This window comes from Aggregatibacter sp. oral taxon 458 str. W10330 (assembly GCF_000466335.1).
GTDB lineage: Bacteria > Pseudomonadota > Gammaproteobacteria > Enterobacterales > Pasteurellaceae > Aggregatibacter.
In genome coordinates this window covers 75,177-99,124 of record NZ_KE952605.1, presented here as the reverse complement: position 1 = coordinate 99,124, position 23,948 = coordinate 75,177, and the positions used below count along the sequence as shown (strand labels likewise).

Sequence of the window (23,948 nt, the reverse complement as noted above, 5' to 3'; positions counted from 1 at the left end):
TTTGTTTTTTCATGCCATTTTTATTTTGGCATACAAAAAAATCAGCGCCTAATCCATTAGGACGCTGATTTTGACTAAATAAACAAGCTAACTATTCGATAACTAATTTACTGATTTGTTCACTTTTTATTTATTTAATTTTGCTTTATAAGTCGGATTCATCAAGTTTTCCACGGAAAGGATGTCATCCAATTGTTCTTGGGTTAACAAGCCTTTTTTCAAGACCACTTCACGTACGCCTTTACCGGTTTGCGCACAGATTTTACCCACTAAGTCGCCGTTGTGGTGACCGATGAATGGGTTCAAGTAAGTCACGATACCGATAGAATTGTAAACGTAGCTTTCGCAGGTTTCTTTGTTTACGGTGATGCCATCAACGCATTTATCACGCAAGTTCACACAGGCGTTGCCTAAAATCTCAATGGATTCAAACATGGCTTGTACAATCACCGGCTCCATCACGTTTAATTGTAATTGACCTGCTTCTGACGCGAAAGTCACCGTGGTGTCGTTACCAATCACTTTGAAGCACACTTGGTTCACCACTTCCGGCACAACCGGGTTCACTTTTGCCGGCATGATGGAAGAACCGGCTTGTAATTCAGGCAAGTTAATTTCTTTAATACCAGCACGAGGGCCGGAAGACAGTAAACGTAAGTCGTTACAGATTTTTGACAATTTCACGGCAGTGCGTTTTAACGCGCCATGCACGGAAACATAGTCGCCACAGTCAGCAGTCGCTTCAATTAAGTTTTCTGCGCCACTGCAAGGTAATCCGGTGACTTGTGATAAATATTTAATCACAGTTGGTACATAACCTTGCGGTGTATTTAAACCGGTACCGATTGCGGTCGCACCCATGTTGACTTCAAGCAAGTGTGCTGCAGCGGCTTTTAAGTGTTTCACTTCTTCTGCCATTAACACTGCAAACGCTTTGAATTCTTGACCAACGGTCATTGGCACCGCATCTTGTAATTGGGTACGACCCATTTTCAAGACTTTCTCGAATTCTTTCGCTTTATTTTCAAAACCTTGTTGTAAATAAGCGACTTTTTCGAGAAGTTTGAGCACGCTGTTGTACACGGCAATGTGGAAACCGGTAGGATACGCATCATTGGTAGATTGGCTGGCGTTAACATGATCCATCGGATCAAGGTACTTATATTCGCCTTTTTTGTGACCTAAAATTTCTAACGCTAAGTTGGCAATCACTTCATTGGTGTTCATATTGACGGAAGTGCCTGCGCCTCCTTGATAAATATCAGACGGGAATTGATCTAAACATTTGCCGTTCACCAATACTTCATCACAAGCTTTTACGATTGCCTCTGCAATTTCTTTTGGAATCGCACCCAATTCACCGTTCGCCAATGCGGCTGCTTTTTTCACCATCACCATGCCGCGAACAAATTCCGGCACATCAGAAATCGTTACTTTCGAAATGTTAAAATTTTCCACCGCTCTTAGGGTGTGAATACCCCAGTAAGCATCCGCAGGAACTTCACGTTCACCTAACAAATCCACTTCCTTTCTATATTGTGTCATTTGCGTTCTCCTTTATGCTTAACACGTTTGGCTGAATTGTCTAAATTATAGAAAATTCGATTAAAATTAAATTGATCCAAGTCACAGATTTTTATACGCATTTAAGAGTTATTTTTATTTTTCAGATTAGTTTTTCTAACCTGAAAGATGTAGCCATGAATAAAAGTTGCACCGCAAAATAAAGCGGGTAATATGCACATCCAACGTGTTTTTAAGGAGCTGCTATGCCATTTATCGCCTTTCTTTTTGCTGTTTTTCTATTTATTTATGTAGAACTGAGCCTACTGGTTTGGGTAGGAAGCCATTTGGGTATCCTCATGCTCATTTTGTTGTTGATTGGCTCCTCACTACTGGGCATTGTCATCATCCGCGCTCGTGGTTGGTACAGCCTCACGCGGGTGAAACAGCAACTCACCCAAGGTCAACTGCCCACCGATGCGCTTTTTGGCTCGCTACGTTGGCTTGTTGCCGGAATCTTGTTTGTCATTCCCGGTTTTGTCACCGACATTCTCGCTTGTGTACTGTTAAGCCCGCTCGGCCGTTACCTGATAAATACATTCATTCGTAGCCGATTCGTGTTCTTCCAACAAAACATCTTTAAAACCAACCGCACTTTTTATTCGTCCCAAGGCAATCGCCAGAACGATAGCGAAATTTTTGAGGCGGAATTTGAAAAGGAAGCGGATGAAAATAAACGGTTAAAATAATTTTGCCTTTCCCTTGAAAGCGTAAAAATGATTCCCATATAGAAAAAGCTTTTTTATTAATTTAAGAAATAGAGGAAATTTCAGATGAATATTCGTCCATTACACGACAAAGTGATTTTAAAACGTGAAGACGTGGAAACCAAATCTGCCGGTGGTATCGTATTGACCGGTTCGGCAGCCACCAAATCTACCCGCGCGAAAGTGTTAGCGGTCGGCCCTGGTCGTTTATTAGAAAACGGTAGCATTCACCCAATGCACGTAAAAGTGGGCGACATCGTCATTTTCAGCGATAGCTATGGCGTGAAAACAGAAAAAATTGATGGTGAGGAAGTGCTCATACTCTCCGAAGAGGATATCTTAGCGATCGTTGAATAAGCAAAAACACGCTGAAAAACGACCGCACTTTAAACGAAATAGATCATGGTGGGAGCAATCCCGCACAACAAAATAAAAGGAAATTAAACATGGCAGCAAAAGACGTAAAATTTGGTAACGACGCACGCGTGAAAATGTTAAAAGGTGTGAACATCTTAGCCGATGCAGTAAAAGTCACCCTGGGTCCAAAAGGCCGTAACGTAGTATTAGACAAATCGTTCGGCGCACCAACCATCACCAAAGACGGTGTGTCTGTAGCACGTGAAATCGAATTAGAAGATAAATTTGAAAACATGGGTGCACAAATGGTGAAAGAAGTGGCTTCTAAAGCCAATGATGCCGCCGGTGACGGTACCACCACGGCAACTGTTCTAGCGCAAGCCATCGTGAACGAAGGCTTAAAAGCCGTAGCGGCAGGCATGAACCCAATGGATTTAAAACGCGGTATCGACAAAGCGGTTACTGCCGTCGTTGCCGAGCTTAAATCCCTTTCTAAACCTTGCGAAACCTCTAAAGAAATCGAACAGGTGGGCACCATTTCCGCAAACTCCGACAGCATTGTGGGTCAATTAATCGCACAAGCCATGGAAAAAGTGGGTAAAGAAGGCGTGATTACCGTAGAAGACGGCACCGGCTTAGAAGACGAATTGGATGTGGTTGAAGGGATGCAATTTGATCGCGGTTACCTTTCTCCGTATTTCATCAACAAACCGGAAACCGCGACCGTAGAATTAGATAACCCATTCATTTTATTAGTCGATAAAAAAATCTCGAATATTCGTGAATTATTACCGGTATTAGAAGGCGTCGCGAAAGCAGGTAAACCGTTATTAATCATTGCTGAAGACGTAGAAGGCGAAGCATTGGCAACATTGGTAGTAAACACCATGCGCGGCATCGTGAAAGTAGCAGCAGTGAAAGCTCCGGGCTTTGGTGACCGTCGTAAAGCGATGTTACAAGACATTGCGATTTTAACTGCCGGTACGGTGATTTCTGAAGAAATCGGTATGGAGTTAGAAAAAGCCACGCTTGAAGATCTTGGTCAAGCGAAACGCGTTGTCATTAACAAAGACAACACCACAATTATCGACGGTATCGGCGATGAAGCACAAATCCAAGGTCGTGTGGCACAAATTCGTCAACAAATCGAAGAATCCACTTCCGACTACGACAAAGAAAAATTGCAAGAACGCGTGGCGAAACTCGCCGGTGGCGTTGCGGTGATTAAAGTTGGTGCCGCAACCGAAGTAGAAATGAAAGAGAAAAAAGCCCGCGTGGAAGATGCACTACACGCAACTCGTGCAGCAGTGGAAGAAGGCGTGGTTGCCGGCGGTGGTGTGGCGTTAATTCGCGCAGCCAGCAAAGTGGCTGATTTACGTGGCGACAACGAAGAACAAAACGTGGGGATTAAACTTGCCCTTCGCGCTATGGAAGCGCCATTACGTCAAATCGTCACAAACGCCGGTGAAGAAGCCTCTGTGGTTGCAAGTGCGGTGAAAAACGGCGAAGGAAACTTTGGTTATAACGCAGGTACTGAGCAATACGGCGATATGCTCGCGATGGGTATTTTAGATCCGACTAAAGTAACTCGTTCTGCATTACAATTTGCAGCTTCTGTCGCCGGTTTAATGATCACTACTGAATGTATGGTGACCGAATTACCGAAAGACGACAAAGCTGACCTCGGTGCTGCCGGCATGGGTGGCATGGGAGGTATGGGCGGAATGATGTAATTCCTCGGATTCCGTCTTACCTCCAAATGATTCGCACCTTAGTAAGTAACCTTGCTAAGGTGCGTTTTTTATGAGTCGGATTATTTTTGTGTTCTTACCCATAAATCAGCGTATTTCACAAAAGTGGAATGTGCTGAAAGAATCGCCAGTAATAAGCCGGCTTTACCATCTAAGAATCCCAAACGAATAAAATACATTTTGACAAAACAGCCTACAGCATGGCTGATGCCTTGCCATAACGTCGCTTTTTTACCGGCTTTTTCTCGTTGGTCAGCCCACGCTTTGGCATAGCCGGCAGATTTAACTAGGTAATGATGGATATTTTGGTAAGTATAATGCAACAAATCCCCTTGTAGCTTTTGAATATTGGCGTTTGTTGGCAGTTCTACTTTTTCATGCACCAGTTGATCGCCATAACGGGCAAAATCTTTACGATATAACCGAATAACATAATCCGGATACCAGCCGGAATGACGAATTTTATGACCAAAAATTTCACTTAATCGTGGGATTTTATAGGCGGTATTCGGCGCATCTTTCTCAATGGCAGTTTGAATAGATTGACGTAGCTCTGGGGTTACCCGTTCGTCTGCATCGAGCCATAAAACATAGTCGGAGGTGACATACTCTTGTGCTAATTGTCGCTGTTTACCGAATCCCGGCCAATCGGTATTTTGGTAGAATTTTGCGCCGTATTGTTCAGCAATCTGTTGGGTCGTATCGGTGCTGCCGGAATCTAAAATCACTATTTCATCCACCCACGCTTTTACTGTGTCCAAACATTGTGCAAGGTGGTGGGCTTCATTTTTAACAATCATTGCAACACTAAGAGTCGGCATCGTTTTTATCCTTTGTGAATGAGTGACAAACGCTTATACTAAACACCTGTTTGTCTTGATTAATTTTGCAATTCTAGCATAAGCCGACACATTTGCTATGTTACGTTTTTTCTATACCTGTTTGATGTATCTTGCTCAGCCTCTACTGTGCCTTTTTATGGTCTTGCGCAGTTTTCGTGCGCCCCACTATCGTAAACGTCTCGCCGAGCGTTATGGCTTCTATGGTAACACGCAATCTCCTTCGCCGAACGGTGTCTTACTTCACGCCGCGTCTGTTGGTGAGGTGATTGCCGCCGTTCCTTTAATTAAGCGGATTCAGCAAGATTATCCGCAACTGGCGATCACAGTGACCACAATGACGCCTACCGGTTCCGAACGGGTAAAAGCGGTTTTTGGCGACAGAGTGACCCATGTGTATTTGCCCTATGATTTGCCGGGTGCTGTGTCCCGTTTTATTGAATTTGTACAACCGCGCGTCGGCATTGTTATCGAAACGGAACTTTGGTTTAACCTAATTCACCAATTCGCACGGCGCAGTATTCCCTTTATCATTGTGAACGCTCGCTTATCCGCACGTTCTGCCACGCGTTACGGTTGGTTTAAAGAACCGTTAAAACCGCTGTTGAATAACATCACGTTAATTGCCCCGCAAGATGACGTGAGTGGGCAACGTTATGCGCAATTAGGCATTGCACCCGAACGATTGGTCGTAACCGGCAATATCAAATATGACTTGAATGTGAGCGATGAACTCTTTCATCAGATTACAACATTAAAGGTACAATGGAATACACAGCGCCCTATCTGGATTGCCGCCAGCACACACGAAGGCGAAGATGAAATCATCTTAAAAAGTCACCGCACTTTATTGTGCCAATATCCTGATTTATTGCTGATTTTGGTGCCGCGCCACCCAGAGCAGTTTAATTCGGTGGCTCAACTGATTGAACAAGAGGGCTTTGGTTTCATGCGCCGTAGCAGTCACGAAATACCGACAGAAGAAACGCAGGTCTTGCTCGGTGATACCATGGGAGAACTCATGTTGCTATACGGTATGGCAAAGGTAGCGTTGGTTGGTGGCAGCTTGGTGGCGCACGGTGGGCATAATCCCTTAGAACCGCTGGTATTTAAATTGCCGGTGATCAGCGGAAAACATACCTTTAACTTTCCTGAGATTTTCACAAAATTAATTGAACGGGAAGGTGTGTTAATCACGGAAGATACGCCGCAAGCCGTAGCTAAAGCGGTGGCAACCTTTTTGCGGTCGCCTGAGCTTGGCGAACGTTATGGTCAGGCAGGTTATGCTGTGTTAAATGAAAATCGCGGCGCGTTACAACGCGTGATGAATTTATTAAAACCTTATTTGAACTAGGATGAAGCAATGACAACGGTAATCTATCCCGGCACATTTGACCCGCTTACGAACGGGCATTTGAATATTATTGAGCGAAGTGCGGTGATTTTTTCAAACGTTTTGGTGGCGGTGGCGGAAAGCCCAAGTAAAAAGCCTTTGTTTACGTTAGACGAACGTGTCGAGTTGGTACGTCAATCGGCGGCGCATTTGTCGAATGTTAAGGTCATTGGGTTTAATAATTTACTTGCGCATACCATCGCGGAGTATGACGTCAAAGCCATTATTCGTGGGGTACGGAGTACGACGGATTTTGAATATGAAGTGCAGTTAGCCCATCTTAACCGACTTCTTACCCATGGTGTGGAAAGCCTATTTTTCCCTCCGGTGGAACAGTGGTCTTACGTTTCTTCCACCATGATTCGCGAAATTTATTTACACAACGGCGACATGAGCCAACTCGTCCCACCGGTGGTGTTAAAGGCGTTGCAAGAGAAACGGAAATAACTTTTTAATTTTATCTTATTCGTGCAACAAGTTGCACGCTACCTTAAGACCGTAGCGTGCATCTTGATGCACGAAATAAAACCCCGGCAAATTTGAACGCATACGCCAAAACACGTCCCAAAACCACCGCACTTTTTAAGGGAATGATTTGTCTGTTTGTCCAACAAGTTGTATGTGATGTCGGTTTTGCATATTGAAATGCGCCAGCTCCGGTTTGGTGTTCTGGCGCATTAATGAGGGCTATGTGATTGGGCTACGCTTAAAGTGCGGTGGATTTTTCCGATGTTTCTTCCGAGGATAAGGTGGCTACCGACATGGCGGATTTCAACCCTTCTTCGCGTAATTTCTGTGCCGTCTCTTTATCTCCCACTTGTTCGAAGACGTAAGAGGCCATGTGAATGTCATTAGGATCTAATTGATCTTTATGAGCAATCAGTCCTTTAAACACTTCACTGGCATGAGTAAAATCGTTGTTGCGCACATATAAATACCCCAATGCGCGTTGGGCGCAGCATTGTATTGACGGGCTGGCGGTTTTTAGCCACTTGGTAACAATTTTTACTAACTTGCTGTTATCTTCTGGTTGTAAGCGGCTAATTTGTTTAAATAACGGTTGCATTAGCGGACTGTCGGTCTCTAATTTTTTCGCCAATTCCAACGTTAATTCATAGGCAGATTCATGATCATTGCCATCAATCAAACGTCGAATCACACCTAATTTCACATAGGCATCTTGGCGACGTTGGCGCGATTGTTCATTCCACCATGCCAGCAAACCATCTACGCCTTCTTCGTTAATTTTTTCATCTAACAAGCCGTCTTCCACTTGATGTTGGAGTTGTTCGAGCTCAGCGTGGCTATAGAGAGCGGATTTTTCTACCTGTTCAAGAATATTATCCAAAGCTTGGTAAGCATTTGATTTTAAATAAATATCTACGGCTAATTTCAAGACTTCTTTATTGCGACCTGCCATGACCAATAGGCTATCTACGGAACTGCGCGCGGCAGGCAATTTGTTTTGTTGCAATAAAATGCGGGTGCGGGCAATTTCTAGAATCAGGCTGTCGGTACCGGCAAGTTCTGTCGCTTGAATTAAATAACGGTTGGCGCTGAACTCATCACCACGCTGTTGTGCCGCTTCGGCCGCTTTAATAAAGTTTAATACCGGCTCATCGGAATGTTTAGCGTTTTTGCCGATGAGTTTTTCCGCTTTAGAATAATCGCCCTCATCCATACGCATTAACCCTTCCAAGGTTTGTTTTTGCGCTTTTACGCGTTTACGGCGGGAAAACCAACTGTAAGTGTTATTACTTAAACGGCAAAAACGGCTGATTGCCGCTTCAATGCTATAGACCACCGCCAGTGAAATCACAAAGAAAATCACCAATGTGGTAAGAGACATTTCGACAATGTTGTCGGCAGTTTCAATACGGACATAACCTTGCTTGCCGGATAAATACGGGCCGGCAAGCAATCCGGCTAATAATAGCAACATTAAAAATAGTGATCTTATCATGGTCTATTTCTCCTGTTGTTCAGGTTGATTCGGAGCAGTGCTTGTATCCGCGCCATTTCCTTGCTCTGCAGGGCTTGTGGCATGGTTTTCTGTCGCTTTGGCATTTTCCGGATCGAAATCTTTGTCAGCGGAAAGCGTGATTTTTTGCACTTCTTGCGGTTGTTTATTCAGTAATTTATCCAAGGCATTTAAGCTGCTAAGCTGGGTTGGCACATCCACGTAAATGGATTGTTCTGTCAATTCATCCAGTTTTTTCAGGAAGTTTTGCGCTACTTCCGTGCTGGTATCAAAATAGGTACGAACCCAAGAAGCCACCGTTTCCAAAGATTGTTTATATAAATCATCCTGTTGACGTGGCACGGCTAAAATCGCAATTTGTAAGCGTAAACGAATGTTTTCACGTAAATAAATGTCTTGATTTGGTGCTAATAAGGCTTTGTTATCCGCTTTTTTTGGCGTGATGCGAATAAAATGATTTAAAAAACTGACCGCACTTTTTTCAGCGTTGGATTTCCAATCTTCCAAAGAATCGGTAAGTTTGTCCGTGTTTGGATCTTCATCAAAATTCACATTCAATACGTTCAACTCATCTACGTCATTTGCCAACTGGGACAATTCCTGCATGATAGCGTTTTGATCCACGTTGTTGAGGGATAACAGCTTCTTCAAATCAGCATTAATTGCGCTACGAACAGTGGCGACTTGTGGCATTGCCACTTTGGACAAGGTCTCGCCAGCCACTTTTAATAGCGATACGCTGGTGTCCACATCGTTATCCAACACCAATTTACGCAAGGCATTGTTTAATAAAAAATCTGCTTCGGTCAGCAACCAATCGTTTGGTTGTTCCGATTTGCTTTGATTGGTCAAACGCTGAACTTGTTGTTGCAACGCCGATAACTGTTGTTCTTTGGCGGCTAATTCTTGATTTAAGGCACTGATTTGGTCGCTCGCCACTTGAGAAAACTCGGCTAACTTCGCCAACTGACTTTTTTCTGCTTCAAAGCTTGGGAGATTGACGGGTTCAGCCGTATTTTTTTGCTGAAGTTGCGTTTGAAGTGCGGTCAGTTTTTGTTGCATTTCGTCAACCTGTTGCTGCCCGAAATAATAACCGCTACCGCCCAAGCCAAGGGCAATCAAAATCGCTAATACGCTCAACGCAGAACCGTTTTTTTTCACAATAACGGTTTCGTGTGGAGTGGACGCGGAAGACTGTCTATTTTCGTTCTCTTTATGTTGCATGGTTGCTTGTTTATCCTCTACCTTGGGGTCAACGTGTTCATTTTCTGTGGTGTCTTGTTTTGCTAAATCAAGATCCTTATTCACATCAATTTCGTGTTCAATTTCTGCATGATTTTCCAGATGATTCGATTTCTTGTTAGCCATATTGATTACCTATAAAAGAGACGTGTTGCGTTAACGACATTGTAATAAGGTTTGTAATAATGTTTGATTATCTGCACGAGGTGAAACAATCACATTCTGCCAGCCCAATGCCTGCGCCAAATGGGAAATTCGCTCACTGACGGTAATGAGTTGACAACTTTTTAGCCAATTATGTTCATTTCGTGGGACAAAATCCAGCAGTTGCGTCAGAATTTCCCCGCTAGTCGCCACAATGGTTTGAATACCGGCACGCTTACACAAACTGGTTTGCTCCACATTATTATAAACAAGCGGTTCTCTTCGGTAACATTCAACGATCTCAACGTTAGCACCGCGTTGTTGCACTTGTTCTGAGAGGAGTTCGCGTCCGCCATTACCGCGCAAAATCAAAACGGTTTTACCTTGTAAATTTTGCATTGCAGGAAGTTGTAATACGCCTTCGCTGTTTTCTTGGGTTGTCGGATAATGCACTGCCGTGGCGGTTGTAGCGGCAAAATACTGTGCGGTACCTTGCCCTACGGTGAAATAGTGTAAATCATCACGCCATGCAAAACCGGTGTCTTTTAAGGCTTTGTCGGCAAAATCTACCGCACTTTTGGAGACGATAAAGACATAATCATCCGCTTTTAATTTGGCAAATTTATTCGGTAACTCATTGAGTTCTGCACCGGCTTCAATGGTAAATAAAGGCAAATGAATGGCGACGATTCCGGCTTTTGCCAGCATCTCCACGAGTTGTTGCCCACGTTCATCAGGGCGAGTTACCAAAACAGCCATTGTGCCCCCACGATTTATGAATAAATTGCTTGCAAAATTTTGTCAGCGCCTTGCGCTAAAAGCTGTTCGGCAATTTGTACGCCTAAAGCCTCGGCATTTTCCACCGGACTTTTACCTTCCGCGCGAATAATGCGACTGCCGTCAATATCGCCCACTAAGGCTCTTAAATACAACTGCCCTTGTTGCAATACCGCATAACCGCCAATTGGCACTTGGCAACCGCCTTGTAAATGATTATTCATGGCGCGCTCTGCCCGTACACAATACGTGGTTTCCGCATCCGCTAACGGTGCTAATAAGGCCTGCACTTGCATATCATCGGTACGACATTCAATGCCGACAGCACCTTGTCCGGCCGCCGGTAAGGATTGTTCAACGTCAATAAAAGATGCGATACGATCTGCTAAGCCTAAACGAATGAGACCGGCAGAAGCTAAAATAATGGCATCATAATCGCCGTTATCTAATTTGCTTAAACGTGTTCCTACATTGCCACGCAAGGAGCGAATATCTAAATCAGGACGCAGGGCTTTTAATTGGCATTGGCGACGTAAACTTGATGTCCCGACCACTGCACCTTGCGGCAACTCTGCAAAAGTGCGGTAAGAATGAGACACAAAGGCATCACGCGGATCTTCGCGTTGGCAAATCACGGCTAATCCCAAGCCTTCGGGAAATTGCATCGGCACATCTTTCATGGAGTGCACGGCAATATCCGCCTCTTTATTCAACAAGGCATTTTCTAACTCTTTGACAAACAAGCCTTTGCCACCGATTTTCGCCAGTGGTGAATCTAAAATCACATCGCCTTTAGTTACCATCGGCACTAATTCAATGGTTAAATCGGGATATAACTGTTGCAGACGGTCTTTCACATAATTTGCCTGCCATAACGCCAACGGGCTTTGGCGAGTCGCAATTTTTAAGGTTTTTTCAAACATAATAACAACATATTGATCAGGTCTAATGAAGGATTATCCTATCACTGTTAACTTCAAAAGTCAGTGTTCATTTAATTTTTTTGCTTTCCGTCAATACTGATGATAGAGTAGCCACTAGCGAAGCATGACCGTCGTAAAAAACAGGATATTACTTGAAGTTTGATCTCGATAAAGCTAAACAACGTGTGGACGATTTAGATAGGTTGCGTATCCAGCGGGCTTTATCCGACACGCCTGAATCCTTTCAACATATTTTCAAACTGATCCCATTATTACTCCATTTTAATCATCCTGATTTGCCGGGCTATGTTTCTGATGCGCCCACCGGCATTGCCCATTTTTCCCCAACGCCATTCCAACAGGAATATCTTGCACATACGCTGACAGATGAAAGCGTGAAAAACTTCCTCAAAAAACACCGCACTTTTGAATCGGAAGCCATTCTTGGCGTCTATGTGATGGGCAGCATCGCCTCTATTGCCCAAACGCCACAATCTGATTTAGATATTTGGCTGTGTCATCGAGAAGATTTGAGTCCATCAGCACGTGAACTTTTACAGCAAAAAGTCGAGCGCATTCAACAATGGGCAAAGCGTGTTCACGTAGAAATGAATTTCTATTTAATGGATCAAAGACGGTTTCGGTGTTTTCGTTATGTCGAGCCAATGACTGCCGAGAATTGCGGTTCGGCACAATATATGTTGTTGCTGGATGAATTTTACCGTTCAGCCATACGCCTTGCCGGGAAGCCGTTATTGTGGCTGCATTTGCTGATTGAAAATGAAGCGGATTATGAGGCAGAAATCGAACGTTTAACGCAAACGCAGCAATTGGATTTAAATGATTGGGTGGATTTCGGGGGGTTAGGCACCTTGTCCGCCAATGAGTATTTTGGTGCGACCTTATGGCAGCTGTATAAAGGGATTGATTACCCTTATAAATCCCTGCTCAAAATTTTGTTGTTAGAAACCTATTCTTGGCGTTATCCAAACACGTATTTGATTTCTCGTGAATTTAAACACGCCTTATTAACCGGTGAATTGAACGTTGCTCATCAATTTGATCCTTATTTGGCGATGCTGCAACGGGTAACGGCTTATTTGACCGAACGAAAAGAATATAAACGGCTGGGTTTTGTACGTTGTTGCTTTTATATCAAAGTGCATGAGAACGAAGCAGAGGTAAATAAAAGTAACTGGCGATTGGATGCATTACTTAAGCTGACGCAACAATGGGGCTGGCATTGTGGGCAAGTGGAATTATTAAACCAGCGCCAACAATGGAAAATTAAGCAAGCCGAAAAAATGCATAATGACCTGATTAAGTTTTTAATGTTGAGTTATCGTAACTTAGTGAATTTTGCCCGCAAACATCAGGTCAATGTCAGCATTATGCCGCAAGATATGAGCATATTAACCCGTAAACTTTACACGGCATTTGAAGAATTGCCGGGCAAAGTGACCTTGCTGAATCCACAGTTTGCTGTGGATTTATCGGAACGCTATCTAACGTTTATTGAAGTGCGTAATAACCGTCAGTTTAAGGACGGTTGGTATATGATTAACCAAACGCCGGACATTCACGGTTTTTGTCGTCCACGTTATACAGAATATAGCCAAAGCCTGAATAAATTAGTGGCGTGGGCGTATTTCAATCGTTTGCTTACGGCAAATACCGAGCTCTTTGTTGCCAGTAAAAATGTCGAGCTTAACACGTTGCGCCAGTTTGTGACGGATTTGCGATTGACATTTCCTATCGACAACACCTCTGCCAGCAATTCCGACCTGAGTCATCCTTGCGAAATTCGCAGTCTTGCGGTCATTATTAATTTAACCCAAGATCCGACCGCACATTTAACCGACATTAAATCCAGCATCCAATCAAGCGACTTATTTAGTTTCGGTGCGAACGAAGAAAGTTTAGTCGGCAGCATTGATCTCACTTATCGCAACGTTTGGAACGAAGTGCGGACATTGCATTTTGAAGGGCCGAATGCCATTTTGTTGGCGTTAAAAGTGCTTTCCAACAAAATTTATCGTGGTGCGCCGTTGCCAAAATTGGTGCAAGTGTTTTGTTATAGTCGTTATTATCGCCGCGCTTTACGTCGCATTGTGACGACCTTGATTAATAAATGCATTAGCATTCAAATCGGTGCATCTCAACCACCGAAAAATAATTTATTGCGCGTGGCAGGGAAAAACTGGCAGTTTTTCTTTGAAGAACGCGGCATTAGTTTACAAGAAATCCACAATGCTAAACTCACTAAAACAAGCCAAATTGACACCGCACTTAGCTACAAAGTCAATCCGACTTATCCTGCCGTGGTGAAACATCATAAATACCCGCGTGAAATTGACGCCTTTGCCAGTGAAGGGTTCTTGCAATTCTTTTTTGAAGATAACCCGAACGGGAGTTTCAATGTGTACATTTTAGATGAGCTCAATCGCATTGAGATTTATCGTAACTGTGATGGCACAAAAGAGAAAAAAATTCACGAAATTAACCGAATTTATCAAGCGTCAGGGTTGGATGAAAATAACAATCCGTATAAAATCGTGCAACGTGATTTCAATTATCCGCAATTTTACCAGCTATTAACGACAAAGGACGGGATGACTATCGTGCCGTTTCATAGTCGCCTAGCCTTATCTTAAGGGGGTCACATGACTGATAAATTAAAAGTATTAATTATTGACGATCATCCGTTAATGCGTCGAGGCATCAAACAACTTGTTGAATTGGAAGAGGGGTTTGAGGTCGTCGGTGGTGCAGGGAACGGCAGCGAAGGCATTAGCTTGGCATTACAAACGTCACCGGATCTCATCATTTTAGATCTGAATATGAAAGGGTTGTCCGGTTTGGATACGTTAAAAGCGTTAAGATCGGAAGGCGTGGATGCCCGTATTGTGATCTTAACTGTATCTGATGCGAGAAGTGATATTTTCACCTTAATTGATGCCGGTGCGGATGGCTATTTACTCAAAGACACCGAGCCGGATACCCTGCTTTCCCAACTTAAACGCATTGCGCAAGGGGAAGTGATTTTAAGCGATTCCATTAAAGATTTACTGATTGAACGCCAATCTTCTCAAGAGCCGATTTATTCTTTAACGGATCGTGAAATGGATGTGTTGCGTTTAATTGCCACCGGACTTTCCAACAAACAAATTGCCGGACAATTATTTATTTCGGAAGAAACCGTTAAAGTACATATCCGCAATTTGTTGCGTAAACTGAACGTACATTCACGCGTTGCCGCCACGGTGTTATATTTTAAACACCAAAACGGATAACGTTTTTTCCTTTCTGCAATAGCCGGTTTCTTCCGGCTATTTTTTTCTGTTTTTTCATCGTTGCCGGATTCCGGAAATTTTTTAAAAATCCACCGCACTTTACATTGCAGGGCTATGGTCTAAACGGTTACACTACAAGCCTTTAATTTTGGGGTAAGTATGAAGCAACTGAGTAGCAATATTACAACGTGGCGCCTGTGTGCGCTTCTTTCTTTCGGTTTATTTGGATCTACTGTTGCCTGGGCGGAAAATCCGGTGGAATTACGCATTGAAGGCGTTAAAAATCATGCCTTGGATGAAAATATTCGACTTCACCTCAATGCCGTTGAGAAATATGATACGACGGATATTGCACGCTATCAGGATGTGGTCAGCGCTGCGATTGATAAGGGATTGCGCGCCTTAGGTTATTATGATTCGACGATTCGGTTTGATCTGAAACCCCGCGAAGGCAAAGCGCCTTTGCTTATTGCGCATGTGTCACCGGGAGAACCGGTGAAACTTGCCGGAACCGAGGTCATGATTCGCGGTGATGCCGAACAGGATCCGTTCTTTCTCAAGCTAAAGACCCAACTACCGAAAGTCGGCACCGTGCTGAATCATGAGGTGTATGAGGACTATAAAAGTCAACTACAGCAACTGGCGCTCACCCGTGGTTATTTTGATGCGGCATTTGAGCTTTCTCGCTTGGAAGTGATGAAATCCACTCATGAGGCATGGTGGAAACTCGCCTTTAATAGCCAAAAACGTTACCGCTATGGAAAAATTAACTTTCTGCACGCCCAAATTCGTGAAGAATTTTTGCGCAATATGCTTAATATTAAACCCGGTGAACCTTATTTATTAAGCGATCTTTCTACGCTAAACAATAACTATTCTTCGAGTAATTGGTTTAGCTCCGTGTTATTACAGCCGCATCTTAATGAAGAAAGCAAATCGGTGGATTTAGATGTGTTACTGTATCCGCGTAAGAAAAATATTATGAGCGTCGGGATAGGCTATTCCACCGATGTTGGCCCTCGTTTACAATGGAGTTGGACCAAACCTTGGATTAATGATCGCGGGCACAGTATTCGCAGCAATCTGTATCTTTCTTCTCCGAAACAAACCCTTGAATTAACCTACAAACAGCCGTTGTTAAAAAATCCGCTGAATTATTACTATGAATATTCGGCAGGTTTTGAGCGTGAAAATAAAAACGATACCCAAACCACCGCCACGACGGTTGCCGCCTTGCGTTATTGGAATCACCCGACTGGCTGGCAATATTCGCTCGGTTTGCGGATGCGCCATGATTCCTTTACGCAAGCGGATATTTCCGACAGCACGCTATTACTCTATCCAACAGCTTCCTTAAGCCGTACCCGTTTACGCGGTGGGGCTTTTCCTGATTGGGGTGATTCGCAACGCATTACGACAGATTTCGGACGTAAACTGTGGCTATCGGATGTGAATTTCTGGAAAATTCAAGGCTCTACCGCGTGGATTCGCACCTATGCGCAAAATCACCGTTTTCTCACTCGTTTGGACGTGGGCATATTGAATACTGCCAATATTCACCGCCTTCCTCCTGCCTTACGTTTTTTTGCCGGTGGCGATCGTAGTGTACGTGGTTACGGATACAAAAAAATCTCACCGAAAGATCGCAACGGCAAACTTATCGGCGGTTCACGCTTGCTGACCGGTACGCTGGAATATCAATATCAGGTTTATCCGAATTGGTGGTTGGCGACCTTTGTGGATAGCGGATTGGCAGCCAATACGTTTGATCCGGACGAATTACGCTATGGCACCGGCGTTGGCGTACGATGGGCATCGCCTGTGGGCGCGATTAAATTCGATATTGCCACACCGGTACATGACAAAGACAACAGCAAAAATATTCAATTTTATATCGGGCTTGGCGCCGAAATATAGACAGCCAAACGGATACAGCAATGACAGAACACACGGAACAAGCGCCTGAAGCGCCTAAACCCCAAAAACAGAAAAAATCCCTTTGGTGTCGTATTGGATGCGTATCAAGTGCGGTCATTTTTTTGCCTGTTTTTACGCTGCTAGGGCTACTCGCGACACAAGGCGGACAGCATAAACTCATCCAATGGACAGATGCCTTGCTTGATGAACTTTCGATTGAACAGGTCGAAGGGAATTTGAGCGAAGGGCTGGTGCTAAAAAACCTTCGCTTCCAAACAGCCGGAGTCGATACACAAGTGGCGGAAGCCCGTCTGCAACTGCAATTAAGTTGTTTATGGCGGGCAGATATTTGCATTGATGACATTCGCTTGCAAAAGCCTTCCATTCAAATTGACACCGCGTTATTGCCACCTTCGGAAGATAAACCGGACACCGACAGCGCACCCATGAAGCGGATTCAACTGCCTATCGGGATAGACGTTCATCAGGTCGCCATTCATGATCTGAGCCTCATCATTGATCAGCAGAAAATGACGTTGGGCACTTTTCAAACGGCGGCGTCTCTCAATAATGAAAGCGGTTTAACGTTAGCGCCCACAACAATTCAGGATTTTGTCTTTATCCATGAAATGAGTGATGCCTCGGAAGATGAGCCTCAGCCGCAAGCCACGCCCAATAACCCGATTGATTGGGCGGCATTAGAACAAACGCTTAGCCAACCGCTTCTCGCTGATTTAGGGCAACAAATCGAACTGCCTTTTGATATGCATATTCAAGGCATTCACGGCACAAACTGGCAATACCAAGCCATTAACACAAAAGGCGAAAGCGAATTCGAGGTTAAAGTCAGTTCTGCCGATTTGTTGGCGGATGCCACCGGGGATAACGTGCAATTACAGACATTGTCGGTGACAAGTTCACTTGGCGAAGTGCAAGCCAAAGGGCAAATCCAGCTGCAAGCCGATTTTCCGCTCCAACTGAATATCAACGCCGATTTAAACGCCTTAAAACAGAAAGAGACGGTGCTGCTGCCGGCAACAAAAGCGAATTTAACGCTGTCAGGAACGCTAAAAAAACAGACCGCACTTTTATTACAAACACAAGGTGCAATCGATGCCGAGCTCAAGGCTGAAGCCCAGTTGACCACGCCGAAAACACCGTTAAACGTCAAATTAGCCGTAGCCCGAGGTCAATATCCTTTTGACGGCAATGATCCGTTAAGCATAAAAGACGTTAATTTAACAATTAACGGCGATGTATTGACCTCTCAAATTCAGTTAAACGGCGCTGTCAGCGGCATGGGCATTCCTGCCAATAGTCTTGATTTACAGGCGGTCGGCCATTTATCCAACATTGAAATACACCACTTAAAACTTAACGCCTTAGAGGGGTCAGCCGAACTGAAAGGCGATGTGAATTGGCGTGATGGGGTGGAATGGGATAGCCATTTGCAGTTAGCCAAAATGAATCTTGGTCGTTATTTATCTGCGTTTCCTGCGGTGTTATCGGGCGAGTTAAGCTCACAAGGTCAGGTTAATCAAAAAGGTTGGCAAGTGGCGGTACCACAAGTGGATATTCAAGGCACCTTGGCACAACATCCTCTCACATTGCAAGGTGGTTTAACAGCCGGAGACCAACAGGGGGTAACGATTCCGCAGTTGGTGTTGACTTATGGGGAAAATAAGATCCATGCGCAAGGTTCGATGGGGAAACAATCGGATTTCACCTTAAACATTCATGCGCCGAATTTACATGGGTTATGGGCGGATTTATCTGCAGGCGTTGCCGGTCACATAAAATTAAATGGCGATGTGATGCGCCCACAGGTGGATGTGGATCTCACAGCTAACCACGTGGCTTTTCAGCAAATGCATTTGAATCAAGCGGTGATAAAAGGTCAAATTAACGGCGAAGAACGCGTAAAAGGCGAACTGGATATTCACCTCAACGGTTTTCATTATAACGATATTAGTATTAACCAGCTGAAACTTGCTGCCTCGGGCGATGAGCAAAAACACGTGCTACACCTGACTTCTGATGGCAAGCCGGTGGCGGCAAATCTGAATTTAACCGGCAATTTCGACCGCACTTTACAGCGTTGGCAAGGCACGTTAAGCCAAGCCATGATTAAATCGGAATTTGGTAATGTCCAAACCAACCAAAACGTGGCGATAACCTTTGATAATAAAACTGCGGAAACGACAATTTCCGCCCATTGCTGGATGCACAGCAACACGGATCTTTGCTTTCCACAGACGTTCAAGGTAGGGGCGAATGGCGATGTTCCGTTTGAGATTAAACGTTTTGACCTCGCGTTAGTGAATAAAATCTTGGCACAAGAGATGCTCACCGGTCATCTTTCCGGCAAGGGGCGCGTGGCTTGGTTTAGCGATAAGCCGATGTTGGCGGAACTGCAAGTGAAAGGCAATCATCTTTCCCTGACGCAAAAGTTGGAGAATCGCACACTCAAATTGGATTTTCCGCAAATTAGCCTTAACGGAAATTTAGCCAATAATAATTTGGCGCTTAAATCGGAAGTGAACATTCACAACCAAGGCAAAATCAGCACCGATTTAACCTTACAGGATATTGCTAACGCACGTAAACTTGGTGGAACTTTTCATATTCACAACTTAACTTTAAGTCTTGCCAATCAATTGTTAGCCAGCGATGAAAAGGTTGATGGCGAACTCAAGGCGAATCTGACATTAGGCGGTAATCTGAATGCGCCAACCTTAAATGGAAGCGTGAATTTAGATAAACTCACCGCCAAAATGCGTTCTTTGCCGTTTGATATTAAAGAAGGTGAACTGGCATTACACTTTACCGGAACGCAATCCACGCTCAAAGGTCATCTACAAACAGCCGACAGCCGACTCAACCTTAGCGGCGATGCCCACTGGAAAAATATCAACGATTGGCGCACTCGTTTGCGCGCGCAAGCGGATCAATTTAAAGTGAATATTCCGTCCATGGCGAGCTTAAAAATCAGCCCGGATGTGGAAATCAGCGCCTCACCGAAATTATTGACCTTGTCCGGTAATGTGGATATTCCATGGGCGAGGATTGCGATTGAGTCCTTGCCGGACAGTGCCGTAGAAGTGAGTGCCGATGAGGTTATTTTAGATGGAAAAGCCGCAAAAGCCTTGCCGAAAACGATCCCATCGGAAACACGAGGTGGGATGGAAATCCGATCAGATCTTAAAATTAAAATCGGTGATGATGTCCGTTTAAATGCTTACGGATTGAATACGAATTTGCACGGTTTACTCTCCGTGAAGCAAGAACGCGGCAATTTAGGATTGTATGGCGAAGTGAATTTGAAAAACGGGCGCTATGCCTCTTTTGGTCAAGACTTATTGATTCGTAAAGGATTAATCAGTTTCGTGGGACAGCCGTCGCAACCGTCTTTAAACATTGAAGCCATTCGCAATCCGGAAGCGATGGAAGACAGCAGTGTCACCGCCGGGGTGAAAGTCACCGGTATCGCTAGCGCGCCAAGCGTGACGATTTTTGCTGAACCGGGTATGCCGCAAGATCAAGCACTTTCTTATATTTTAACCGGTCGTTCATTGGAAAACAGCAGTGATTCGACATCCAGCGGTTCTGTCGGTGCCGCTTTGTTAGGCATGGGATTAGCAAAAACAGGCAAGGTGGTCGGCGGTATCGGAAAAGCATTTGGGATCAACGATTTGAACCTCGGTACGCAAGGCGTAGGCGACAGCTCAAAAGTGGTGGTAAGCGGCAGCATTACGCCACGTTTACAAGTGAAATACGGCGTTGGACTATTTGACGGCTTAGCCGAAGTCACATTGCGCTATCGCTTGTTACCGCAACTTTATGTACAATCCGTGTCAGGCGTCAATCAGGCTTTTGACTTCCTCTACCAGTTTGAATTTTAGCCAATAGAAAATCTTCCGAATTATGAATAACGAAAACTTACTGAGCAAAGCCGGTGAATTGCATACAAGACGGGGCGAGGTGCGCGAAATTGCCGCTATCGATCTCGGTTCCAACAGCTTTCATATGATCGTTGCCCGCATCGTTAACGGCACATTGCAAGTGTTATCGCGATTGAAACAAAAAGTGCAATTAGCGGAAGGCTTGGATGAAAATCAAGTGTTAAGCCAAGCGGCGATTGAACGCGGGGTAAATTGCTTGGCATTGTTTGCCGAACGTTTGCAAAGCTTTCCGGCGGAGAATGTCAGCGTGGTTGGCACTTATACGCTACGTCGCGCCATCAATAACGAGGAATTTTTACGTCAAGCCGCCACGGTTTTTCCTTATCCGATTAACATCATCAGCGGCAAAACCGAAGCTAAAACCATTTATGCCGGTGTTTGCCACACTCAACCGGAAATGGGGCGAAAATTTGTCATTGATATTGGTGGCGGCTCCACTGAGATGATTATCGGCGATAATTTCACCCCTTTAATTTATGAAAGCCGTCACATGGGCTGTGTCAGTTTTGCCAAGAAATTCTTCCCGAATGGCGAAATTTCCGAAGAAAATTTCCGTTTAGCCAAACAAAGTGCGGTGAATAAAATCGAAGATTTAGCATGGGAATATCGCAACTTGGGCTGGCAGTCGGTGCTTGGTTCATCGGGGACGATTAAAACCGTGCATCAAGTAATCAGTGAAAATATCGATCCGGACGGTATTATCACCGCAGAACGGTTGGATCACCTTATTCAGCAAACCTTGCCGTTTTCTCACTTTGAACAACTGAAATTTCATGGCTTAAACCCTGATCGCGCCGATGTGTTTGTTCCCGGCTTGGCGATTTTAAAAGCGATATTTGAGAATTTCCAAATTGAAAAAATGCGTTATTCTGACGGTGCACTGCGTGAAGGCGTGATGTATAGCCTAGAAAAGAATTTTCAGGTCAATAACATTCGTGAGCGCACCGCGTTAGGCTTGGCGGAACAATTTAATATCGACCAAGCGCAGGCGGAGCGGGTGTATCAAACCGCGGCATTGTTATTTGGGCAATATGCATGTTGGCAAAATCCGGAACTGATTGACGACATGCAAGATGTTCTGTTTTGGGCGGCACGCTTGCATGAGGTGGGCATTGTGATCAACCACAAGAACCTGCAAAAACACTCTGCGTATATTTTATATAACACCGAATTACCGGGTTATGACAACGAACAACATCGTCTTCTTTCCACGCTGGTGCGTTATCACATGGGGAATTTTAAATTACCGGAAATGTTCAAATTTTCCCGCTATCATGAAAAAGATGTGTTGGCGCTCATTCGGATTTTACGTTTAGCTATTATCCTAAATCGTTCCCGCCAAGCCACAGAAAAGACGGAAGAAATCACCTTAAAAATCGACCGCACTTTGCATCATTGGACGTTGCAATTTTCAGCGGATTACTTGCAACATAACCCATTAATCAAAAACGAGCTGCTGCTTGAACATCGCTTTTTGCAAGGGTTAGGGTTTGGTTTGACAATCTTCAATTCACACTAATTTGATTACCGATCCCGAAAACAGACCGAATGCGGAAGCGTGCATATCGGTCTGTTTTGTATGAAGGCATTTTTCTGCTTAACGTCTTCCCCCTGAAAGAGCAGGACAAAACCTAAAAATCTGCTATACTGCCCGCCGAGTTTTTACTCAATTCTTTTCTGAAAATTAACCACTCGCTATTGTTAGCTTTGGAGGACAATAAATTGAAAAATTTGTTTGCAAAAACGCTTAAATCCCTCGGCTTGACGCTGACTCTCCTTTCCACCACCGCCTTTGCGCAAGAAAAACTGTACGTTTATAACTGGACCGATTACGTCCCTTCCAGTCTCGTTGCTGAATTTACCAAAGAAACCGGTATTGAAGTGATTTATTCCACCTTTGAAAGCAACGAAGAAATGTATGCCAAACTCAAGCTGATTTCCGATAACGCCGGTTATGACTTGGTGTTTCCGTCAAGCTATTATGTGAACAAAATGGCAAAAGACGGCATGCTGCAAAAGCTCGATCACAGTAAGTTAAGCAATTTCAAACAAATTCCCGACAATTTATTGCATAAAGACTTTGACCCGAACAACGAGTATTCCTTGCCTTATGTTTACGGCTTGACCGGGTTGGCGGTGAATTCTGAAGATATTGACCCGAGCAAAATCACCAGTTGGGCAGATTTGTGGAACCCGGAATACAAGGGCAAAGTGTTGTTGACCAGTGATGCACGCGAAGTGTTTCATATTGCGTTGTTGTTAGACGGCAAATCCCCGAATACGACTAACGAAGAAGAGATTAAAGCGGCTTATGAACGTTTGGTGAAACTTCTGCCGAACGTGGCGGTGTTTAACTCCGACTCACCGGAAGTGCCTTATGTGCAAGGCGAAGTGGCATTAGGCATGATTTGGAACGGTTCTGCTTATTTGGCACATAAAGAGAACGACAAAATTGCCTTTGTTTATCCGAAAGAGGGAGCGATTTTCTGGATGGATAATTACGCTATTCCAAAAGGTGCAAAAAATGTCGAAAATGCCTATAAATTCATTGACTTCTTATTACGTCCGGAAAACGCCAAAGTGGTGTTAGAACGATTGGGCTATTCCATGCCAAATAATGGCGTGAAAGCTTTGTTGACACCGGCTATGGCAGAAAACCCAACCTTATTCCCACCGGCTGAGGAAGTGGAAAAAGGCATTATCCAAAGCGATGTGGGCGAAGCTGTCGATATTTATGAAAAATATTGGAGCAAATTAAAAACCCATTAATCCTTTCCCACCAAGTGCGGTCAAAATTCACGGTAAATTTTGACCGCACTTTTTTCTTATAGCCAGCCAAAGTCTGGCTATCTGTTGCATGAATAATTAACCTCAATGCGCAATTCATGATTTCGTACGTAGCGTGCATCTTGATGCACGAATGATGACCTCGACGTGTAATTCATGATTTCATGCGTAGCGTGCAACTTGTTGCACGAATGATTAACCTCAATGCGTAATTTATGATTTCATGTGTAGCGTGCATCTTGATACACGACCAAACTACGCAAAGAACGTTATTTAATCCTTTCGGGTATTCACGATTTCGTGCAACAAGTT

At 44.2% G+C, this 23,948-nt stretch carries 17 protein-coding genes; 11 read left to right on the top strand and 6 right to left on the bottom strand.

Going from position 1 to position 23,948, the window contains the following annotated elements; all coding sequences use genetic code 11:
- Positions 1 to 126: 126 nt before the first annotated feature.
- Entirely contained in the window at positions 127 to 1,545 is a 1,419-nt protein-coding gene (aspA, locus tag HMPREF9065_RS04710) for an aspartate ammonia-lyase (RefSeq protein WP_021616102.1), read from the bottom strand.
- 224 nt (positions 1,546 to 1,769) lie between these two features.
- Between aspA and HMPREF9065_RS04715 the strand changes: the two genes are divergently transcribed.
- From HMPREF9065_RS04715 to groL, 3 genes are all read left to right on the top strand, one after another.
- On the top strand, positions 1,770 to 2,252 hold the full coding sequence (locus HMPREF9065_RS04715) for an FxsA family protein (RefSeq protein WP_021616101.1): 483 nt from the start codon (positions 1,770 to 1,772) through the stop codon (positions 2,250 to 2,252).
- Positions 2,253 to 2,336: 84 nt separating this feature from the next.
- Positions 2,337 to 2,627 carry a co-chaperone GroES gene (locus tag HMPREF9065_RS04720; RefSeq protein WP_021616100.1) on the top strand — a complete coding sequence of 97 codons (291 nt, stop codon included), beginning with the start codon at positions 2,337 to 2,339 and terminating at the stop codon, positions 2,625 to 2,627.
- An 89-nt stretch (positions 2,628 to 2,716) separates the two neighbouring features.
- A complete protein-coding gene (gene groL, locus HMPREF9065_RS04725; RefSeq protein WP_021616099.1) occupies positions 2,717 to 4,360 on the top strand; it encodes a chaperonin GroEL in 1,644 nt (547 codons plus the stop codon).
- An 80-nt stretch (positions 4,361 to 4,440) separates the two neighbouring features.
- Here groL and HMPREF9065_RS04730 read toward each other — a convergent pair whose 3' ends face one another.
- Complete coding sequence (locus HMPREF9065_RS04730) at positions 4,441 to 5,199, bottom strand: glycosyltransferase family 2 protein (RefSeq protein ID WP_021616098.1); 759 nt, start codon at positions 5,197 to 5,199, stop codon at positions 4,441 to 4,443.
- Between the two features lie 97 nt (positions 5,200 to 5,296).
- Between HMPREF9065_RS04730 and waaA the strand changes: the two genes are divergently transcribed.
- Together waaA and coaD are read left to right on the top strand one after the other, a co-directional pair.
- Positions 5,297 to 6,571: a lipid IV(A) 3-deoxy-D-manno-octulosonic acid transferase gene (waaA, locus tag HMPREF9065_RS04735; RefSeq protein WP_033002531.1), complete on the top strand. Its 1,275-nt coding sequence runs from the start codon at positions 5,297 to 5,299 to the stop codon at positions 6,569 to 6,571.
- 9 nt (positions 6,572 to 6,580) lie between these two features.
- A complete protein-coding gene (gene coaD / locus HMPREF9065_RS04740) occupies positions 6,581 to 7,057 on the top strand; it encodes a pantetheine-phosphate adenylyltransferase (RefSeq protein WP_021616096.1) in 477 nt (158 codons plus the stop codon).
- 259 nt (positions 7,058 to 7,316) lie between these two features.
- Here coaD and HMPREF9065_RS04745 read toward each other — a convergent pair whose 3' ends face one another.
- From HMPREF9065_RS04745 to hemC, 4 genes are read right to left on the bottom strand one after another with little or no spacing between them, the layout of a single operon-like run.
- Positions 7,317 to 8,573, bottom strand: a complete 1,257-nt coding sequence (locus HMPREF9065_RS04745; RefSeq protein ID WP_033002530.1) for a heme biosynthesis protein HemY — start codon at positions 8,571 to 8,573, stop codon at positions 7,317 to 7,319.
- A gap of 3 nt (positions 8,574 to 8,576) precedes the next feature.
- Positions 8,577 to 9,959, bottom strand: coding sequence for a uroporphyrinogen-III C-methyltransferase (locus tag HMPREF9065_RS04750; protein ID WP_021616093.1), 1,383 nt, complete (start codon positions 9,957 to 9,959; stop codon positions 8,577 to 8,579).
- Positions 9,960 to 9,989: 30 nt separating this feature from the next.
- Positions 9,990 to 10,736 (bottom strand): uroporphyrinogen-III synthase, encoded by a 747-nt coding sequence (locus HMPREF9065_RS04755; protein ID WP_021616092.1) that lies wholly within the window; start codon positions 10,734 to 10,736, stop codon positions 9,990 to 9,992.
- Positions 10,737 to 10,750: 14 nt separating this feature from the next.
- Entirely contained in the window at positions 10,751 to 11,677 is a 927-nt protein-coding gene (gene hemC, locus HMPREF9065_RS04760; RefSeq protein WP_021616091.1) for a hydroxymethylbilane synthase, read from the bottom strand.
- A gap of 152 nt (positions 11,678 to 11,829) precedes the next feature.
- Between hemC and HMPREF9065_RS04765 the strand changes: the two genes are divergently transcribed.
- The 6 genes from HMPREF9065_RS04765 (at position 11,830) to HMPREF9065_RS04790 (ending at position 23,618) form a co-directional block, all read left to right on the top strand.
- On the top strand, positions 11,830 to 14,331 hold the full coding sequence (locus tag HMPREF9065_RS04765) for a class I adenylate cyclase (RefSeq protein WP_021616090.1): 2,502 nt from the start codon (positions 11,830 to 11,832) through the stop codon (positions 14,329 to 14,331).
- A gap of 9 nt (positions 14,332 to 14,340) precedes the next feature.
- Entirely contained in the window at positions 14,341 to 14,970 is a 630-nt protein-coding gene (gene narL, locus HMPREF9065_RS04770) for a two-component system response regulator NarL (protein WP_021616089.1), read from the top strand.
- 159 nt (positions 14,971 to 15,129) lie between these two features.
- Positions 15,130 to 16,887, top strand: a complete 1,758-nt coding sequence (locus HMPREF9065_RS04775; protein ID WP_021616088.1) for an autotransporter assembly complex protein TamA — start codon at positions 15,130 to 15,132, stop codon at positions 16,885 to 16,887.
- A 20-nt stretch (positions 16,888 to 16,907) separates the two neighbouring features.
- Entirely contained in the window at positions 16,908 to 20,789 is a 3,882-nt protein-coding gene (locus HMPREF9065_RS04780) for an autotransporter assembly complex protein TamB (protein WP_021616087.1), read from the top strand.
- Between the two features lie 22 nt (positions 20,790 to 20,811).
- Positions 20,812 to 22,368 (top strand): exopolyphosphatase, encoded by a 1,557-nt coding sequence (ppx, locus tag HMPREF9065_RS04785; protein ID WP_021616086.1) that lies wholly within the window; start codon positions 20,812 to 20,814, stop codon positions 22,366 to 22,368.
- A 203-nt stretch (positions 22,369 to 22,571) separates the two neighbouring features.
- Positions 22,572 to 23,618: an extracellular solute-binding protein gene (locus HMPREF9065_RS04790; protein WP_033002529.1), complete on the top strand. Its 1,047-nt coding sequence runs from the start codon at positions 22,572 to 22,574 to the stop codon at positions 23,616 to 23,618.
- Positions 23,619 to 23,948: the final 330 nt, after the last annotated feature.

Bases quoted from the DNA above. Each gene is read 5' to 3' on its own strand.
- aspA (WP_021616102.1), bottom strand. From the start codon at position 1,545: ATGACACAATATAGAAAGGAAGTGGATTTGTTAGGTGAACGTGAAGTT.
- HMPREF9065_RS04715 (WP_021616101.1), top strand. From the start codon at position 1,770: ATGCCATTTATCGCCTTTCTTTTTGCTGTTTTTCTATTTATTTATGTA.
- HMPREF9065_RS04720 (WP_021616100.1), top strand. From the start codon at position 2,337: ATGAATATTCGTCCATTACACGACAAAGTGATTTTAAAACGTGAAGAC.
- groL (WP_021616099.1), top strand. From the start codon at position 2,717: ATGGCAGCAAAAGACGTAAAATTTGGTAACGACGCACGCGTGAAAATG.
- HMPREF9065_RS04730 (WP_021616098.1), bottom strand. From the start codon at position 5,199: ATGCCGACTCTTAGTGTTGCAATGATTGTTAAAAATGAAGCCCACCAC.
- waaA (WP_033002531.1), top strand. From the start codon at position 5,297: ATGTTACGTTTTTTCTATACCTGTTTGATGTATCTTGCTCAGCCTCTA.
- coaD (WP_021616096.1), top strand. From the start codon at position 6,581: ATGACAACGGTAATCTATCCCGGCACATTTGACCCGCTTACGAACGGG.
- HMPREF9065_RS04745 (WP_033002530.1), bottom strand. From the start codon at position 8,573: ATGATAAGATCACTATTTTTAATGTTGCTATTATTAGCCGGATTGCTT.
- HMPREF9065_RS04750 (WP_021616093.1), bottom strand. From the start codon at position 9,959: ATGGCTAACAAGAAATCGAATCATCTGGAAAATCATGCAGAAATTGAA.
- HMPREF9065_RS04755 (WP_021616092.1), bottom strand. From the start codon at position 10,736: ATGGCTGTTTTGGTAACTCGCCCTGATGAACGTGGGCAACAACTCGTG.
- hemC (WP_021616091.1), bottom strand. From the start codon at position 11,677: ATGTTTGAAAAAACCTTAAAAATTGCGACTCGCCAAAGCCCGTTGGCG.
- narL (WP_021616089.1), top strand. From the start codon at position 14,341: ATGACTGATAAATTAAAAGTATTAATTATTGACGATCATCCGTTAATG.
- HMPREF9065_RS04775 (WP_021616088.1), top strand. From the start codon at position 15,130: ATGAAGCAACTGAGTAGCAATATTACAACGTGGCGCCTGTGTGCGCTT.
- HMPREF9065_RS04780 (WP_021616087.1), top strand. From the start codon at position 16,908: ATGACAGAACACACGGAACAAGCGCCTGAAGCGCCTAAACCCCAAAAA.
- ppx (WP_021616086.1), top strand. From the start codon at position 20,812: ATGAATAACGAAAACTTACTGAGCAAAGCCGGTGAATTGCATACAAGA.